This window comes from Streptomyces sp. NPDC060064, from assembly GCF_042736455.1.
In the GTDB taxonomy this organism is placed as follows: domain Bacteria; phylum Actinomycetota; class Actinomycetes; order Streptomycetales; family Streptomycetaceae; genus Streptomyces.
Map to the genome: position 1 here is coordinate 257,413 of NZ_JBHWWF010000005.1, position 17,375 is coordinate 274,787.

The 17,375-nt window shown below is 67.7% G+C and carries 14 protein-coding genes; 9 read left to right on the forward strand and 5 right to left on the reverse strand.

What is annotated here, in order from left to right; genetic code table 11:
- Positions 1 to 4 precede the first annotated feature (4 nt).
- From ACFWDI_RS09255 to ACFWDI_RS09265, 3 genes are all read left to right on the forward strand, one after another.
- Positions 5 to 1,042: a serine hydrolase domain-containing protein gene (locus ACFWDI_RS09255; protein ID WP_385302352.1), complete on the forward strand. Its 1,038-nt coding sequence runs from the start codon at positions 5 to 7 to the stop codon at positions 1,040 to 1,042.
- Positions 1,043 to 1,830: 788 nt separating this feature from the next.
- Entirely contained in the window at positions 1,831 to 2,304 is a 474-nt protein-coding gene (locus ACFWDI_RS09260; protein ID WP_385302354.1) for a lamin tail domain-containing protein, read from the forward strand.
- Positions 2,305 to 2,609: 305 nt separating this feature from the next.
- Positions 2,610 to 2,870, forward strand: coding sequence for a transposase (locus ACFWDI_RS09265; protein ID WP_385302355.1), 261 nt, complete (start codon positions 2,610 to 2,612; stop codon positions 2,868 to 2,870).
- Positions 2,871 to 2,902: 32 nt separating this feature from the next.
- On the opposite strand, the gene ACFWDI_RS09270 is transcribed toward ACFWDI_RS09265, so the two are convergent.
- The 3 genes from ACFWDI_RS09270 to ACFWDI_RS09280 all read right to left on the reverse strand — a co-directional run bounded on the left by ACFWDI_RS09270 (position 2,903) and on the right by ACFWDI_RS09280 (position 8,170).
- On the reverse strand, positions 2,903 to 3,556 hold the full coding sequence (locus ACFWDI_RS09270; protein ID WP_385302358.1) for a class I SAM-dependent methyltransferase: 654 nt from the start codon (positions 3,554 to 3,556) through the stop codon (positions 2,903 to 2,905).
- A gap of 481 nt (positions 3,557 to 4,037) precedes the next feature.
- A complete protein-coding gene (locus ACFWDI_RS09275; protein WP_385302361.1) occupies positions 4,038 to 5,372 on the reverse strand; it encodes an esterase/lipase family protein in 1,335 nt (444 codons plus the stop codon).
- Positions 5,373 to 6,634: 1,262 nt separating this feature from the next.
- Positions 6,635 to 8,170: an MFS transporter gene (locus ACFWDI_RS09280; protein WP_385302362.1), complete on the reverse strand. Its 1,536-nt coding sequence runs from the start codon at positions 8,168 to 8,170 to the stop codon at positions 6,635 to 6,637.
- A gap of 137 nt (positions 8,171 to 8,307) precedes the next feature.
- On the opposite strand from ACFWDI_RS09280, the gene ACFWDI_RS09285 reads away from it, so the two are divergent.
- The gene (locus tag ACFWDI_RS09285; RefSeq protein WP_385302363.1) at positions 8,308 to 8,808 is read left to right on the forward strand and encodes a MarR family winged helix-turn-helix transcriptional regulator; all 501 of its coding nucleotides are present in this window, start codon (positions 8,308 to 8,310) and stop codon (positions 8,806 to 8,808) included.
- Positions 8,809 to 9,313: 505 nt separating this feature from the next.
- Here ACFWDI_RS09285 and ACFWDI_RS09290 read toward each other — a convergent pair.
- Positions 9,314 to 10,018, reverse strand: coding sequence for a DUF6333 family protein (locus ACFWDI_RS09290; RefSeq protein WP_385302365.1), 705 nt, complete (start codon positions 10,016 to 10,018; stop codon positions 9,314 to 9,316).
- Between the two features lie 379 nt (positions 10,019 to 10,397).
- On the opposite strand from ACFWDI_RS09290, the gene ACFWDI_RS09295 reads away from it, so the two are divergent.
- The 3 genes from ACFWDI_RS09295 (at position 10,398) to ACFWDI_RS09305 (ending at position 14,270) form a co-directional block, all read left to right on the forward strand.
- Positions 10,398 to 10,583 carry a hypothetical protein gene (locus ACFWDI_RS09295; protein WP_385302366.1) on the forward strand — a complete coding sequence of 62 codons (186 nt, stop codon included), beginning with the start codon at positions 10,398 to 10,400 and terminating at the stop codon, positions 10,581 to 10,583.
- Positions 10,584 to 11,041: 458 nt separating this feature from the next.
- Positions 11,042 to 12,244, forward strand: coding sequence for an IS110 family transposase (locus tag ACFWDI_RS09300; RefSeq protein WP_385302367.1), 1,203 nt, complete (start codon positions 11,042 to 11,044; stop codon positions 12,242 to 12,244).
- 784 nt (positions 12,245 to 13,028) lie between these two features.
- Positions 13,029 to 14,270, forward strand: coding sequence for a cytochrome P450 (locus tag ACFWDI_RS09305; protein ID WP_385302462.1), 1,242 nt, complete (start codon positions 13,029 to 13,031; stop codon positions 14,268 to 14,270).
- Between the two features lie 680 nt (positions 14,271 to 14,950).
- On the opposite strand, the gene ACFWDI_RS09310 is transcribed toward ACFWDI_RS09305, so the two are convergent.
- The gene (locus ACFWDI_RS09310) at positions 14,951 to 15,325 is read right to left on the reverse strand and encodes a VOC family protein (RefSeq protein ID WP_385302368.1); all 375 of its coding nucleotides are present in this window, start codon (positions 15,323 to 15,325) and stop codon (positions 14,951 to 14,953) included.
- Between the two features lie 338 nt (positions 15,326 to 15,663).
- Here ACFWDI_RS09310 and ACFWDI_RS09315 point away from each other — a divergent pair, with 338 nt between their 5' ends.
- Together ACFWDI_RS09315 and tnpA are read left to right on the forward strand one after the other, a co-directional pair.
- Complete coding sequence (locus tag ACFWDI_RS09315; RefSeq protein ID WP_385302370.1) at positions 15,664 to 16,011, forward strand: transcriptional repressor; 348 nt, start codon at positions 15,664 to 15,666, stop codon at positions 16,009 to 16,011.
- Positions 16,012 to 16,766: 755 nt separating this feature from the next.
- Positions 16,767 to 17,357 carry an IS200/IS605 family transposase gene (gene tnpA, locus ACFWDI_RS09320; protein WP_385302463.1) on the forward strand — a complete coding sequence of 197 codons (591 nt, stop codon included), beginning with the start codon at positions 16,767 to 16,769 and terminating at the stop codon, positions 17,355 to 17,357.
- Positions 17,358 to 17,375 lie beyond the last annotated feature (18 nt).

The following is a 17,375-nucleotide window of genomic DNA, read 5'->3' on the forward strand; positions in this document are numbered from 1 at the left end:
TTTCTTGGGCGAGCAGAGCGGTGAACTAGGCGGCCTTCCCGGCATCTTCGCCGAGATCTGCGACGGCGACCAGCGATGGTTCGGCACGGCAGGAGTGGCCGACACCGCAACCGGCCGCAAGCGCTCACCGCAGGACCGGTTCCGCATCGGCAGCATCAGCAAGACGTTCGTGGCCACCGTGATGCTGCAACTGACGGCCGAAGGCAGGCTGAGCCTGGACGACACCGTGGAACGGTGGCTGCCCGGCGTGGTCCGCGGCCACAACCACGACGGTAGCCAGGTGACGATCAGGATGCTGCTCAACCACACCAGCGGGATCTTCAGCTGCACCGATGACCAGGAAGCACTGAACCGTCACGAGACCCACAGCCCCGAGTTACCGGTGCAGATCGCCATGGCGCATCCGGCCACCTTCGTGCCAGGTTCGGACTGGGCGTACTCCAACACCAACTACGTCGTTGCAGGCATGATCATCGAACGGGTCGGCGGCCGGGCGCTTGCCGACGAGATCACCGAGCGGATCACCCGCCCGCTCGGCCTGACCGGGACGTACCTGCCGCACGGCAGCGACCCGAGGATCCACGGGCCACACTCCCGGCACTACACGAAGCTGTTCCGAACCGAACCCGACGCCCCCGGTCCACGACGCGACCGAGTTCGACTCCACCATGTTCTGGGCGGGGGCGGCATGATCTCCAGCCTCAACGATCTCAACCAGTTCTTCGGCGCCCTGCTGGGCGGCCGCATACTGCCGCCAGACCAGCAACGCGACATGTTCACCACAGTGCCGACCCACCGCTGGATTTCCAACGCCACCTACGGTCTCGGCGTCTCCTCAGTGACGCTGCCCGGCGGGGAAACGATTTGGGGCAGGGGGGGCGCTCTCTTCGGTTCGTGGTCCTACACCTACGGCACCCGCGACGGAAAACACATGACCACCGTCAATGTCAACGGCGACTGGGTCAACAGCGGCTGGGACGACCCCATCGGCATCTTCACTGATCTGCTCCAGAGGAAGTTCTCACGCCTGAGGGATACCTGAACATCCCAGTCACGGTGCCGGTCGTTGGATCCGTGACGCGTCGTCTGCGGCCCGGCGTGGGGGTGACGGGACCGTGGGGAACGCCCGGCCCGGGCGTGCCGATGGTCTGGCTGCGCAACCGTAGGCGCCCTCTGCTCCGATCCATCCCCGCTCGCGCGGGAAGAGCACTTTCTGACCTGCGCTCTTGGAGGGGCCTTGCCGCTGCTTGACCACGGTCATGCGGGGGTCCGGCCGGTGCGCTTCCACGCTGATCCGCCGGGAGCGGTCGCATTGCAGCCTCAAGCCGTCGCGGATGGCCCTTGACCAGTCAATGGTGTCCGTCGCCTCGGTCGCCCTCATCGGGAGTCCGGCGGGACCCGGCTCCAACAGCGTGTACCCGGTCCTGTCAGAGCGAAGGCATTTCCTGTCGTGTGTACGTGCGACACCGTCTCGCGTGTGCGAAGAAACGTGCAGAAACGTCGTTACCGAGTTTCTGTCCGCCGAGCGGGTGATGTGCCGGGTGGCGCAACCGGTGGTGCCCCGGAGCATGCAAGGGCTTGCTTTTGATCATTGAACGGATCGATGTAGCGGACAGTGAATGTCAGGGTCACGCTCGCCGCGTATGCGTCACCGATACGGGCGCTTGTTACGGAAATGTCCGCAAACGGTAACGTGCGCCGGTTGGCCTGCCGCCGGCCGCAACGGGCGCCCCAGAGTTTGGGTCCTCGGCCCAGCACGGTCCGGGAACCCGCACCGCACCACCAGCTCTCATCGGCTTGTGGAGCACCGTTCTTGAGGAGACGTCACCTATGTCTGCTTCTCGCACCGCCCGCCGTATCGCGGCGACCGCCCTCGCGGCCGGCGCCGTTGTCTCCGCCGTCGCCCTGCCGGCCTCGGCCGACGACAACGACCGAGGCCGGCACCACCAGCGTTCCGAGGTCGCGATCAGCGGCGTGCAGGCCGACAGTCCCAGACGCGGCATCGGCACCAACCGGTCGCTGAACGCCGAATGGGTCGAGATCACCAACAACACCCGTCGCAGCGTGGACCTCGGCGGCTGGACTCTGCGCGACGCGGACGGCAACCGCTACCGCTTCCACGACGTCCGCCTCCCTGGCCGCGCCACCGTCCGCATTCACTCTGGCGCCGGCCGCGACACCCGCACCGACCTCTACCAGGGCCGCCGCACCTACGTCTGGGACCGCTCCGACACCGCGACTCTGCGCGACGACCGCGGCCGCACCGTCGACATTGAGTCCTGGGGCCGCGGCCACCACCACTGACCCAACCGGTGAGGGCCGTCCGACCGTCGACACCGGATGATCCAACCCTCCGTGAACCGTGTGCCCGGGCAGCCTGACCTGCCCGGGCACACGTGCCGTCCAGCGCCCGCACCACCGACCCGACCGAAAAACTGCTACGGCGCTCAGCAAACAGCAGCGCACAGCTCCCGTGGCGGGACGTGTGGTTGATGCGGTGAAGGGCCCTGTTCGATCGACTGAGGATGAGGCCACGGCTCAAGCCTGTCAGGCGCCCACCGCCGAGGCCGCAGCTCGACGACCTCGCACACACCCGGGACAACGTCCGCATGCACCTGACCAAGCCGCTGCGCGAGTTCATCGCCGCGAACGCCGACTGGCTCACCGTCTTCCAGCTGCCCACCTACGCCCCTGACCTGAACCCGCAAGAAGGGATCTGGTCCCTGGTCAAGCGCGACATCGGCAACCTCGCCGCCGTCGACCTCAGCCAGATCACCCGAGCAGTGAAGCGAAAGCTCAAGATGATCCAGTACCGCCTCCACCTGATCGACGGCTGCCTCACCGGCACCGGCATGACACTCGACGACTGACCACGCAGAAGACAGAGATCAGGAGTTCGCGTTCAGTTGGGTGAGTCGGCGGCCTCATGCGTCTGAAGTACCAGACAGCTCCACCGGACGCTGTCACGGCCGTGAAGATCGGGACGCTTGCTGCGATGGACCGTCTGCAGGCCGTATCTACCACCCAGCTCGACTGTCTCAGCAGCGGACACGTCGAACATGTGGCGGCCATCGGGCACGGGGCCGTGGCGTAGATTGACGAAGAATCGGCCGCCAGGCACCAGCAACGTGGCGATCCTGGCCATCGACTGTCGGCGTTCCTCGGCGTCCAGATGCATCCACACCGCAGTGGCGAAGACCGCGTCGAACCGGCCCGTGTGCTGGCTCAGCGTCAGGTCCGGAAGCACGTCGTCGACCCAATCAATCCCGCTATCTGCATGGATTCGCTGTCCATGCGCCCGCAGCTCCGTAGTCGGCTCGACAGCCACGACGCTGTGTCCACGGGCCGCTAACGCGGCGGCATCGCGTCCGGTTCCTGCGCCCACGTCCAGGATGCGGCCGGGCTCGGCAGGAACCAGCTGCAGCACGTCGCGGTGGACTTCGTCGAAGGTGACTTCTTCGTACTGGACGGCCAGCACGTCCGCCGTCTCGGCATACCCAGCGGTTCCCCTGGCCGGGCTGATGCCATCCTCGGTTGGGGCCAATTGATCACTCATGGCCGGAGGCTACCGGCCCGCTGGTTCTCAACATCGCCCTGCCGTGTGGCGGAGGCGGCTGGAGCGGCCCGTCAGGCTTGACGGCCCCGACATCACCAATTCAAGTTCAGTAGTTGGGCTGGGAGCCCGCGTGGTCGTCCACCGAGGCGATCGAGGAGTTTCTCCGCGCCGTACAGAAGGGCAGTGGCGAAGCTCCCCACCCTTCCTGCTGATCCGGTGGTGACGGCGATGGACAACCCAGGACATCATCGCCGCGCAGATGGTGCTCTCGTCCGCGCAGGACGTCGCCGACGCCCTGAAAGGCAAGGAAGACCTGCTGTCCTCCTGCGCGTGTACGGCGCGGCCGGTAACGCAAAACAGAGGCAGGTGCCACGCCCCTGGGGGCGTGGCACCTGTTGATGAACGTACTGCTGGACGGGATGGTCAGCTACCGCCGGGCGCGTTCTGACTGTTCGTCATCAGTGTGCGCGGGCGTGGGGCGTCAGCGGGCGAGCCGCTCCACGATCCAGTCGGCCAGCGTCTCGGTGACCTGGCTGTGCTCGGTGTTCTCGGCGTCGCACTTGAACTCGTCGAGCATGCTCTTCTCGGCGGGCAGCGACTCGATGTCCTCGTAAGGGTTCACGTTCCATGTGACCGGGTCGAAGTCCAGCGCTACCGCGCTCACCGCCGGGACGAAGCACCCGCTGCGGTATTCCTGCGGGATCTCGGCCTTGAGCGCGTCGGCGATCATGCCGAAGGAGCCGAGGCTGCCGCCGGGCGCGCCGTCGAGGGCGGGTACGTGGGAGGTGTTGCCGCGGCGCACCTGGCCCAGTGCCTTCATTTCGCCGATCGGCTGGTGCTCGCCGCCGCTGGGCTGGAAGCGGGCCGTCGCGGCGGCGATCAGCGGCAGCCGCCAGTCGAACACCGTCTTGCCGGGCGGCAGGTCGCGGCCAGTGCCGGTTCCGGTGCCGTTGGCCACGCCCAGCTTGCGGGGCCGCATCGGGAACTGGCCGTACTGCTCCAGCTCCGCCAGGAACTGCTTGCGCGGTTCGCTGGTGGTGGCGACCGGGCCGGAGTACTTGGCATTTTCGACCCAGGCCCACAGCAGCTGCTGGGCTGCGGGGCTCCTGATCAGGTCGGCCTGCTTGGGCGCGTCGGGGTTGCCGGTGGGGAAGGACTCGAAGAAGTAGGCCATCTGCTGGAGCACCAGCGGGATCCACGCCCCGTTGTGGGGGGTGTCCCAGGAGATGTAGGTCTCCGTCTCGTGGTCCACGCCGTGGTGCTCCATCTCGGCGAGGGCATAGCGGGTGATCATGCCGCCCATGCTCACGCCACCCACGATCAGCGGGGTGTTGCCCTGCCGCTCCGCGATGGCCTGCTGGATGGCGCTGATCACCACACCGGCGTTCGCCTGGATGTAGGTGTGACGCTGATCGAAGCCCACCAGGACGACGTCGATACCTGCGGCGAGCAGCTGGTCGAGGAAGCCGGGCTTGCCCTTCTTGTAGGGCGCGTTGAAGTGCTCCCACAGGCCCGGCAGATCACTGGGGCCGTAGTTGAAGCCGTCCGCGAAGATGAACGGCCGCTCCAGGCTGTTGTGCCCGTTGGCCAAGTAGACCGCCGCCGTGCCGGTCGCCACCTCGCGCCGGTACGGCCGAGTGGACCGCAGCTCCCAGATCTTCGGCTTCCGGTCCTCGGCGCGTGCCGTCCGTGCCGGGCTCGCGAACCATACGCCTGGCTCCAGCGCCCCGGCGAGCGTCGCCGACGCCTCGGCCGGGGGCTTTCCTTCATCCTGCTTCGCCGTCAACTCGACGTCGATCCTGGCTTCCTGCGCCATGACTACCGCCTCTGCTTGGGTGCTTCTCATGGACGTGCCAATGGACGTGCACAGCGGTTTGCACCGCGCCCACATGCGATCGGGCAGGGCAGTGCGTTGGAGTTGCCGCCAACCGCGGCACATACTCAGGGCTCCATCCCCGCGTGGTGACTGAGTGTAACAGTTAGGTAACTCAGTGTGCCGTCAGGGGGGTGTGTCGTCGGGAGTCCCGGACACCGGTTCGGTCTCGCCCGGGACTGCCGACTCCGAACGCCGGCGTCATCGCACCGCCCACGGAACCGTCGCCGAAATCGGCGTCACGGGCGCTGAGCGCTCAGCGCTGTTCTGGAACCTGTGGACGACAGCCGTGTCGGCGTGTGCTGGCCGTCGCCGGACACCGACGACCCCGCAATGCCGGTACGAGGCGAGCAGGTCCTGGCAGTCGGCCTGATCCGGCCCCGCACCGCCGACCGGTTGTGCTCACCGCGCTGAGCACGCCCGTACGCACGGGATCGCGACAGCCAGAGCCCCACGGCTGGGTGCGAACCTGCGGCGCTCGCAGAGCCTCCCCAACCTGCACGGCCCGGCCCCACATCCATCCCACCATCGGGACCGCGCCCTGGCCGCGTAGCGACCAGACACGTGGGACGAGGCGACTTCTCTACGACGTAATGCCGGTTGATGTCCCGTCTCAAACGATCTGGCCTCTCGGCCAAGACCTGTGACGACCAGATCAGTTGAGATGTGGGGATGCAGGGAATCTCGGTTGATTGGTCCCGGGGGAGTGGATGCCGGATGTTGCCTCAGTTGGTCCGGAACCGCTGTTTCGAACTGATAGCACGCCTGGGTCGTCAGCCACGACTGGTAGTCCCTGAAGATTCCGGTAGTTGTGCGCCTGCGAGACCTCGGGCTGATCGGGTGTCGCCGGGAAGCTCAGCTCCCCGGCGATGGGCATCATCGTCTCGCCGAACCGGGCCATGTCCTCTTCGGACTCCCGGAGGTCGAAGATCTCCAGGCCGCTGCCGGTCGGTACGCAGGCAAGGAGGGGCACCCCTGGAAGATGTCGGGCAGCCGCTGGAACTTCGTGTTGAGACGTCGTACTGCTCCGTGGTGACGCTCGGGAGTACGGCATGGATGAGGATTGCCATGGCGAGCCTCTCTCCGTGTGCGGGGGCGCGGTGCCCTGCCCGCCGCCGTGGCGGCCTCTGCCCACGGTCAGCACACCACGTCCACCCCGAAACGGCACCCGAACCCGGCCCTGGCTTCCCCTCGGAAGGGCGGGGTCAGCCGGCGTCGGCCGGCACGTGCGCCTGCTGCGCCGCGGGCGCACTCGGCGCGCTGGGCCCGTTCGCCGCGCTTGCCTTGCCCGCCTCGACGACCCGGGGGCCGTGCTGTCCGCGCAGGCCGAGCCAGCTGATCACCGCGACCAGTGCGAAGGCGACGGCCCCGATGCCGAAGGTGAGGGTGAACCCGGATTCGGCGGGCAGCGGCGGCACACCAGCCGGCAGGTGCTCGATGGTCCTGGACGCCAGGATCGTGGTGACGATCGCGCTGCCGATCGCGCTGCCGGTGGAGCGGGAGATCGAGTTGATGCCGTTGGCGATGCCGCTCTGGTGGTGTGGAACGCTCGCCATGATGACGGCGGGCATAGCGGCGTAGCCGAAGCTGACGGCCGCGCCGACGATGAGGCCGGCGCCGATCACCGAGGCGGTGTGGGTGTGGTCGAGGGTGAGCCAGCCGAAGCCGACGGCTCCGAATGCTGCGGCCATGGCGAGCACGTACCGGGGGCCGCGGTGGCGGACCAGCTGGCCGCCGACGGGCGAGGTGAGCAGTGAGACGATCGCGCCGGGCAGCAGGAACTGGACGGATGCGCGCAGGATGGAGGCGTCGAAGCCGAAGCCGGTGAGCGCCTCGGGCATCTGCACGAGGTAGGAGACGCCGAGGAAGTTCGCGAACATGCCGAAGCCGACGAGGATGCCGGCCAGGTTGGCCATAAGGACCGGGCGGTGGACGAACATCCCCATGTCGACGAGCGGCTCGCGCACCTTGCGCTCGACCAGCACCCAGACGGCGGTCATGACGGCCGCGCCGGCGAAGCTGCCCAGCGTACGGCCGGAGGTCCAGCCCCACTCGTGGCCCTGGGAGATCGGCAGCAGGAGCAGCAGCAGGGCGATGCCGAGGGTCAGCGCGCCGAGAAAGTCGGTGCGGCCGCCGGTCTTGTGCCGGGTCGCGGGGACCAGGAAGACGACGGCGAGCAGGGCGAGGACCGCGAAGCCGGTCGCCATCCAGAAGGCGTTGCGGTAGTCGGCGTCGTCGCCGGAGGTGAGCAGGCCGGTGGCGACGAGTGCGAGCCCACTGCCGAACGCGAGCGTGCCGCTGACCAGTGCCATGGCGCCGGGCAGCTTCTGCGGCCGGACCTCTTCACGCAGGACGGAAAGGGCCAGCGGGAAGATCGCGGTAGCGGCACCCTGGAGCACCCGGCCCAGGATCAGCAGCGGCAGCGAGCTCGCGACCGCGGCGATGACGGAGCCCGCGACCATGACGCCGAGGACGGCCACCAGGGTGGGCTTCTTGCCGTGCTGGTCGCCGAAGCGGCCGAGCAGCGGGGTGAAGACGGCGGCGGACAGCAGGGTGGCGGTGGTCACCCAGCTGACGCCGGCGGTCGAGGTGCCGAGGTCGTTGCGGATCAGGCCCAGGATCGGGACCGGCAGGGTCTGCATCATCGACACGACCATGGCGGCAAGGCTCAGGGCGAAGACGATGACCGTCTCGTTCCTGTGCCGGACGTCGGCGACGGGTGTGGGCGCGGCGGTGCTCATGGGAGTGGGGACCTTCTCAATGCTTCAGATCGCAGATGTTTGATGACATCAAGTACTTGCGCAGACGGTAAACCTAAATGATTAAGGTAGTCAAGTAAATAATTGATAATGTGAAGCATCTTGAGTACGCTCCAACCATGAGCGCCACCGCCCCACAAGCCCCCACCAAGCTCCAGCTGCTGGAACTGCTGGCCGCCATCGGCACCGCCCAGTGGCGCGATTTCGCGGCGGCCGCCGCCCACCACGGCCTCACCTCCACCCAGGCCAAGGTCCTCGCCCAGCTCGACGGCCCGCTGCCGATGCGCGGCCTCGCCGCCCTGCTGGTGTGCGACGCGTCGAACGTCACCGGGATCGTGGACCGCTTGGAGGCCCGCGAGCTGGTCCGCCGTGAAGCCGACCCCGCAGACCGCCGCGTGAAGAACGTCGTCGCGACCGACGCGGGCCGCGAGATCATCCGCTGCGTGCGCGAGGAGATGCAGGAGACGCACGGCGCCCTCGACGCCCTGGACGAAGCCGAGAGCGCGACGCTCTACGCCCTGCTGGAACGCTTGCGACCGACGACGGAGAAGGAGAGAGCGACGACGGCGGGATCGAAGTCCAGGGCCATCGCGGCGTCCAGCTCCACCCACGACTCGTAACCCACCAGGGAACTCGAGGTCGCCGTTACCGGGCACGCGCCGCTCCCCGGAACGCCGAGGTCACCATCACCCTGTACAGCAGGGCGGCGACCAAGGGACCCGCCCCTCGCCCCTCGGGCGACGGCCTGGACCGTGCGAGGGGCAGGCCGGCGCCGGGAGGTTCAGGAGCAGCAGGAACAACCCGTGCCGCGGCCGCAGGGATCGGCTACCGGGGCGTCCGTGCGGACGACCGTCAACTGCTCCGTCGTCGCGTCCAGCGGCCGGGCCGGAAGACGCGGCAGCCGCCGGATCGCGCCCCGTATCGGGCAAGTCCCCGTCGGCCGGGCCGCAGTTCAAATGCACGGTTCATCGGACGATCACGCCATGAGAAACGACGAAGGCCGCCAACCCCTAAAAGATCTTTATGAGGGCGCAAGCTTCCCTATCGCCACTCCCTCGGAAACGACAGCGCCCCGGCACCCTGACGCGTACCGAGCCACCGCTTGGGCCGGGCCGCCTGCCGGCCTCAGTCCCGGCGCCAGACGTCGTCGATGGCCTCTTGGACATCCTCGGCGCGGGTGACCTTGAAGACGGACACCATCAGGTTCTCTTTGCTGTAGATGGAGTGCAGGCCGCAGGCGAGGAGGTTGAGGTACTCGACGCCTATGAAGGACTCGTCCTGGTCGGTGTTGAGGTACTCGGCCCCGGAGCCGCCGGGGTTGACGCCGACCGCCCGCAGGAGCTGCGCGGGGTTGCCGGTGACGTACTGGTCGTCCCAGCCGTCAGCGGAGAGGTGGGACTGCCCGGGGACATGGGCGAGGTACTTGCCGTAGTTCTCAGCCGAATACATCTCACAAACGGCGGTGATGCGGGCCTCGGGGTGAGCTTTGACCTGGGCATCAAATGCGGCGTCGAGGTTGGCGGAGAGGATGCCGTCCTCACCGAAGGCCGGGTCGCTGATCTGGACGATGTTGCCCCAGTATCCGACGGCGACATAGTCGAGGTCACGAATGTGCCGGGGGTGGTGCATGTCCCGGCGGAGTATGGGCTCGAGTTCTTCGGTGACGGTGGCGACGGTGGAGAGTTCGGCGACGACAGCGCGGGCGCGGACCGGGTCGTGGGCCGGCGCGTGGTGGATGGTGTGCTGGTCGTAGGCGGCGCGGTAGGGCGAGTGGACGCGGGTGATCTGGAGGGTGGCCTGCCGCCAGGCGATAGGGGGGTTCGGGCTCATGGGGGGAGCCTAGGTCAGGACACTGTCAGGCAGCGATCGGCGTGTCTATCCCCAAAGTCCTTGGTTCATCCAGGAGTTGCAGCCCTAGGGTGTGGGTTTGGCGGTGTCATGCCACGGGGCTCACACTGCCCCGTAGGAGAACTGCGTAAGAACGCGGGCGCCAACCGGGTCACGGAGTACAACTACCGCTCCGACAAGGTCGAGAAGGCCCCGAGCGGCGGCGTGCGTGCGAAGTCGACCAACATGCAGCAGCCCCCGGGCGGCGGCGCGAACGACCTGATCCGCGAGTCCCGTCCCAACCCCAAGAGTATGGGCGAGTTCCTGAACCGGAAGAACGCCGCCGACCCCAACCGGCTCTCCCCACGGGGTCCGGGGCGGCATGGACTTCACCACCCTCGAACTTCGCTACGTCGGCACACCCGTCAAGGGCAAGGGCCTGGACTACGGCTTCTCCGCCAAGAATTACCCCGAGGAGAAGTCCGGCTGGGGCGGCAAGGAGAAGGCGCAGCTCATCTCGGACCCGGAACGGGCGTGTCCTCACCGGAGCGTTGCCGGAGATCGCTGATGCCGCTGCGGCGCTGGGCGAGGACGTCGTCATCGACGGTGAGGCCGTGATCTACACGGGCGCTCGGCTGGACTTCTCGGCGCTCCGGCACTGGAGGAATCGCCAGCCGCGAACGGTCGCGTTGCTGGAGCGGGAGCAGTCCGCGCACCTGGTCCTTCGACCTGCTCCAGCACTCCGGTACCGAGCTGCTCACCTGTCTTACGCCGAGCCGGCGCCCCCCGTTACCTTCTTCGTGGCTCCGCAATGGGGCCTCCGGCCTTCGGGTCCGGCATGACTTCCCCCCTTGTTGCGGTTCATGATCCGGGGGGTGGTGTCACCGGGCTCGGAGGCATCGACGGACCGCTGATGAGGGGCTTGAGCACCGGCTTCACCCGAGCCGGAAGAGCTCTCCGTAACGTGGATGTGGCAGCTCGGTGCCGAGGCAAGGCCGGACGAAAGCGTGATGGAGGGGCCTGCACGTGATCGACACCGGCGACATCGACGTCTTCCTCGGCCTGGACGTCGGCAAGGGCGAACACCACGCCACCGCCGTCACCCCGGCCGGCAAGAAGGCCTTCGACAAGCGGCTGCCCAACACCGAACCCAAGCTCCGCGAGCTGTTCGCCAAGCTGCAGGCCAAGCACGGAACGGTGCTGGTCGTGGTCGACCAGCCGGCCTCGATCGGTGCCCTGCCGCTGGCGGTCGCCCGCGACATGGGCTGCGAAGTCGCCTATCTGCCCGGCCTGACGATGCGGCGAATCGCCGACCTCTACCCCGGCGAGGCGAAGACCGATGCGAAGGACGCGTTCATCATCGCGGACGCCGCCCGGGCGATGCCCCACACGCTGCGGGCCATCGACGGCGAGGACGAGACCATCGCCGAGCTGGAGATGATCGTTGGCTTCGACGACGACCTGGCCGGCGAGGCCACCCGGGTCGCGAACCGGCTGCACGGCCTGCTGACGCAGATCCATCCGTCGCTGGAGCGGGTGCTGGGGCGGCGGTTGCAACACCCGGCGGTCCTCGCTCTGCTGGAGCGGTTCGGGTCACCCGCCCAGATCCGCCAGGCTGGTAGGCGACGGCTGGTCACCCTGTTACGGCCGAAGGCCCCGCGGATGGCCGAACGGCTGGTCGAGGACATCTTCACCGCTCTGGACGAGCAGACCGTCACCGTTCCGGGGACAGAGGCTGCCGCGATGATCGTCCCGAGCCTGGCCGGATCGCTGACCGCCGTCCTTGACCAGCGCAAGCTGCTGGCCGGGCGGATCGAGCAACTCCTGGAGGCCCACCCTCTTTCGAAGGTCCTGACGTCGATGCCGGGCATAGGCGTCAGGACCGGAGCCCGGATCCTGATCGAGGTCGGCGACGGCCGCACCTTCCCGACCGCAGGCCACCTCGCCGCCTACGCAGGACTCGCCCCCGCGACCCGCAGCTCAGGATCCTCGATCCGCGGCGAACAGCCATCCCGGAGAGGAAACAAGCAGCTCAAACGGGCATTCTTCCTCTCCGCATTCGCCGCCCTGGCCGACCCGGCATCCCGCGCCTACTACGACAAGAAGATCACCCAGGGCAAGCACCACACCCAAGCCCTACTCTGCCTCGCCCGACGACGAGCCGACGTCCTGTTCGCCATGCTCCGCGACGGAACCTTCTACGAACCCCGGACACCCGGAGCGAGGTGAGGGCAACCGGCCCTGCCTGCGAACCAAGATCGTGCAGGCCCATGACGGCAGCCCTACATCTCGTGAACCTCCACGGAGAACCCCTCTGCAAGGACGGAGTTCAGGTGCTCTGCATGCGCACCCAGCCATTGGCGCGCGTCAGAGAACTGCGCCGTCAGTTCGACGAGCACGTAGTCCCCGGCGCCATCAGTCAACCCACCACAGACACAGCAACGGAGACGCTGACTCACCGCACCCGTCCACTCCGGTCCGTTCCCGCCCACGGCCACCGTCTCATCATCAACATGCACGGGCACATCGTTCCAGACGCCCTAAAACAGCACCCATCCACCTTGACCAAAGAGATAGGGGCACCCCCCGGGAGCGCGCACTCCTGCCTGATCAGGAGCGGGCCTTGGGCCACGAACATAGCGAGCCTTGGGTCACGAACATTTGGAGGCCCTCCTCACCCGTCAGGAACTCGGCCGCACCTTGTGGGACTCGCGGGCCGCGTGACGGAGGCGTTGGAAGAAACCTGTAGCTCGCCTATCAGCTCCAGGACTGCGATCATGCGGCTGGTCCGGAAGTCACCGCGCTTCTCGAGGACCGTGACCGCCACGCCGGCCCGGGCCAGCGGTAGGCCGAGGACCATACCGGCGGGCCACCGCCCACCACGATCGTGTCGCCTCTCCTGCGGTGAAATCCCGGGATCTACACACTGGTATATATAGCATCAAACTTGGCAAGTCCGCCGCACATGATCGCAACCTACTTCCGGGGCATGAGACGTACTACGGGAGGCATGATGAGCCAGCAGCCGGTCCTTCTGCCCTACGCTGACCCGGGCTTCGTGGCGGACCCCTTCCCGCTCTACCATCAGCTGCGCGAGGATGGCCCCGTGCGGCGCGCCGTTATCGCCGGGGGCCTCGAAGCCTGGCTGGTCACGCGGTACGACGACGGCCTCGCAGCTCTGTCCGACCCGAGGCTGAGCAGCGACATCCGCGACGCGTCCGATCCCCGGCTCATGCGGCAGCTGCCCGCGCCGGAACGCGAGTCCTTGCTGTGCAACATGCTCCGCTCCGACCCGCCCGACCACACCCGCCTGCGCCGCCTGGTCTCGAAGGCGTTCACCGCGCGGAGGGTGGCCGAGCTGCGGCCCCGCGTCCAGGCGATCACCGACCGACTGCTCGACGCCGTCGTGCCGGCCGGTCGCGCCGACCTCGTCGAGGACTTCGCGCTGCCTCTTCCGGTCACCGTCATCAGCGAACTGCTCGGAGTACCCGTGACCGACCGTCACGACTTCCAGCGGTGGACCGACGACATGATCCTGCGCCGAGCGGAGCTGCCGGAGCCGGCCGTGGTGGACGCGGCGTGGCAGCACATGCGCTCGTACCTGACCAAGCTGCTCGATGCCAAACGAGCACGGCCAGGGGACGACCTGCTCAGCGCGCTGATCATCGCCCGGGACGAGGAGCAGCGGCTGGACGAGCACGAGCTGATCGCCATGTCCTTCTTGCTGCTGGCAGCCGGATACATCACCACCGTCAACCTGATCGGCGGCGGCATCGCCGCGCTGCTCGCACACCCCGACCAGCTGCAGAAGCTGCGGGACGATCCGGCGCTGCTGCCGGACGCGATCGAGGAATTCCTCCGCTACGACGGACCGGTCAACCCCGGCATCGCCCGGTTCGCGCGCGAGGACGTCTCCATCGCGGGCGTGACCATTCCACGCGGCGCGACCGTGCTGATCGCCTCCGCCATCGCCGACCGCGATCCGGCGAAGTTCCCCGACCCCGACCGCCTGGACATCACCCGGCAAGACAAGGCCCACCTCGCATTCGGGCACGGCATCCACTACTGCCTCGGGGCGCCGCTGGCCCGGTTGGAGGGTCAGGTCGCCATCGGCACCGCCCTGCGCCGCCTTCCTGGCCTCGCTCTGGCCGTGGCGCCCGGCGAGCTGCGCTGGCGGCCTGGCGGTCTGCGCGGCCCCGAGCGCCTGCCCGTCACGTTCACCCCAGACAGCCCGCTCCGAGCCGCTCCGGCTTGATTCGGACGACAACAACCGTCGACAACTGCCGTCGACGAAGTCCTGTTTCGCGAGACCGGTGAACGGACCCGTCCTCCCTACGGCCGGCAGGGCAGCAGCGCGACCGCGAGCAGAGGTATCGCGGCCAGAACGGCCCAGGGCACGGCGGGTGGCAGGCCGGTGTCGAGCAGGGAGGCACAGACCCGCCGGCACCGGTCGTTGCTCTTTCGACCAGGGGATCGGGCCGGAGACCGAGGACCGCGCGCGCCCTGTACGGCCCGATCCTCAACAACTCGATCGCTGGCATCACGGCCTGGCGGTACTTCTCCATCGGCACGTTGAAGGTCTGCATGACGAGCCTGATCATCGTGGTGCGGCACAGCTGCGAAGAGGAGGAGACGGGGCGTCAGGAGCTGTTGTCCTCGGTCATGGAGGCGCGGCGCAGCGCCGCTCAAGGCCGCACTGCTCGCGGATGCCTCTCGCGGAACTGGTGGAGTCAAGCACGTTCTGGGCGTGGAATGGGCTCAGCTGCGCCTGCGCACGAGCTGGTCGGGACAGCGAATCTTGTTCATGCTCCCGTGTGGTGCTGTCCGGGCTCTTCGCCCGTGACACGAGCCACGCACGTGCGGGTCTGGAGAGACGGAAGACCCATACTCCCTCAACAGAGCACGGGCCTTCGCCATGTACGACCGGCGCAGGCGTCAGCCCAGCTCTCCTCGCTCGACGCAGAACTCGTTACCCTCCGGATCGGCCATGACGACCCAGCCCCTGCCGTCCGGCAGGGTGCGGTCCGCGAGCTGCCGGGCACCCAACTCCAGGGCCCGCTCGACCTCCTGGGCCCGGTTACGCCCCGTAGGCTGCAGGTCGAAGTGGACTCGGTTCTTGGCCGTCTTGCCCTCCTCTACCCGTACGAACAGCAGACCTGGACCACCGTCCGGGTCCTCGATCAGTGCCTCCGGATCACCCGGTTTGTCCTCGTCGGACACCGGGCGCCCGAGCAACGCGCTCCAGAACTGGGCGAGTTCGTACGGTTCGCCGGTGCAGTCGAAGGTGATGTGGCGGATGATGGGGTTCAACGGCCTTCTCCCTGGGGTCTGTTCACGTTGTCGCTCCGCAGGATGTCGGAACCGCAGACCACTGTCGAGCGATTACCGGTCACCGCCTCACACCAGGTGCGGATTCTTCCTCCGTGAAGTGGGACGCCGGGGTGTCCTGGCCCTGGAAGCGTGGCGGAAACCTTCGAACGGCCCCCAACGGCGTCAGGTGATCTTCCGCTCCACGATGCCCCCCGATCCCGCCACGGGAGGAAGCCCTCTTCGAGATCTATCCGGTGGCTCACAGTCGCCGCCAGATGGCGGCCCAACATCGACGCTCTCAACCCTGTACCCACCCGATTCATCAAGAACTGGGCCGCATGAGACCGCTCGCCGGCGCGCTCACGGCTTTATGCCTTCTCCTGCTCGTACGACCAGGCCCGGCCGGCCTGCCGGTGCTCCAGCGGCTGCCTGGCCTCAGGCGACGGCGTGGATGCGGGTGGCGAAGGCACGTATTCCGGGCGGGGTGCGAATGCCGGGAGTTCCCGTTGCGCGACGCAGATAGCGATACAGCGGACGAGGCTGGACAGATTCCCGGTCATCCCTCTCGCTACGAGATCGAGCAGCACGACAACCACCACCACTTCGTGTGCCGTCGCTGCGGCGCCATCCGTGACGTCGAGTGCACGGTGGGTGCGGCTCCCTGTATGGAGCCACAGTTGCCGTAGGAATACGAGACCCAGGAGGCCGCCGTGACCCTCTGGGGCTTGTGCCCCGACTGCCGGGACAGCGCTGTGGCGTCCTGATGACGTCGGACGCTTCCGCTCGCATCTAATGAGCCCCTGCCATGCGGAGGCAGGCGGCACCAGTGTCCAGTTTCACGATGCTGATCGCGACGGTGACTGGGTGATGGTCCTGGACGTAGCACATTGCACCGTCGAGCTGCTCCACCTGGGAGGCGAGTCCGGAGGAACCCTTGCAGCCTGGCGGGCGGGCCACGTCATGCCCGGCTCGTATTTTTCCAGGTGTCGGGAGCGGCGTGAGCGACGTAGTTGATGCTGGCTGCCAGGCCCGCGGATGACGCCGGGACCTGGGCAGCGGTACGCGCCCCGCAGCGTTGGCAAAGCGGGAGCCCAGGAGTGGGGCTTGCCTCGACGCTCGGCCTGTGGGGCTTGGCCCAGCTCGATATCGCCTCCGGAAAGTGGACCGAGGCAACCGCCACTCCGCACCGGCTCGCGCGGTAGGTTCCGGCGCGCTCTGCGCCCGCATCCGGCCGCCGACCGCGACAACGGTGGCTCGCTCGGGCCCGTTCCGGGCTGCGTGCCAACGGTGCCCGCGGGAGTTCAGCGGACCAGGACGCCGGCGAAACCGACAGCAGGGCAACGAATCTGATCCCCCGTCAACGGCAGATCGTGCTGGTGGTCGCGGGGGTGCGACCAACAAGGAGGTGGTGGCCCGGCTGTGCCTGAGCCCACGCATCGTCGTGCCACCTGCGCCGCGTCTTCCAGCAGTTGGGCATCACCTCGCGAGCCGACCTCATCCGCCGGTTCTCGGGCCCAAACCGCCCCCGGCACCTGGCCACCGGGTCCCCCAGGGGGACGGTAGACGGTTCCAGAGTCTGAGCCCGTCAGTCGGTCGGTCGATCGGTCGGTCCAAAGAACAGGGACCTGGCTCACGGAGCCACGCTGAAGACGAGGAATGTCGCCTCGCAGCGCGGACCACCCCCGCTCGCGCGGGAAGAACTCGTCCTCGTCGTTCGTTCACGCTGGAGTTCAAGGCCGAAATCGTTGAGCTGTGCGAGCGCGGGGAGTGCTCGGTCGGTCAGGTCGCCAAAGACTTTGATGTGACCGAGACCGCGGTGCGTCTCCCGCCCAAAGTGCACCTCTCCAAGCTGGTCAATAGCCTCAAGGGCGTCAGCTCGCGAAGACTCCGCCAGGAGTACGACGCGCATGTGCGCCGGTACCTGTGGGGCGGTCATTTCTGGTCCGGCTCCTACTTCGCCGGGTCCTGCGGTGGAGCACCACTGACGGTCGTCAAGCAGTCCATCGAGAACCAACAGCGCCCTGCTGGCTGAGGACAACACTGCGGACTC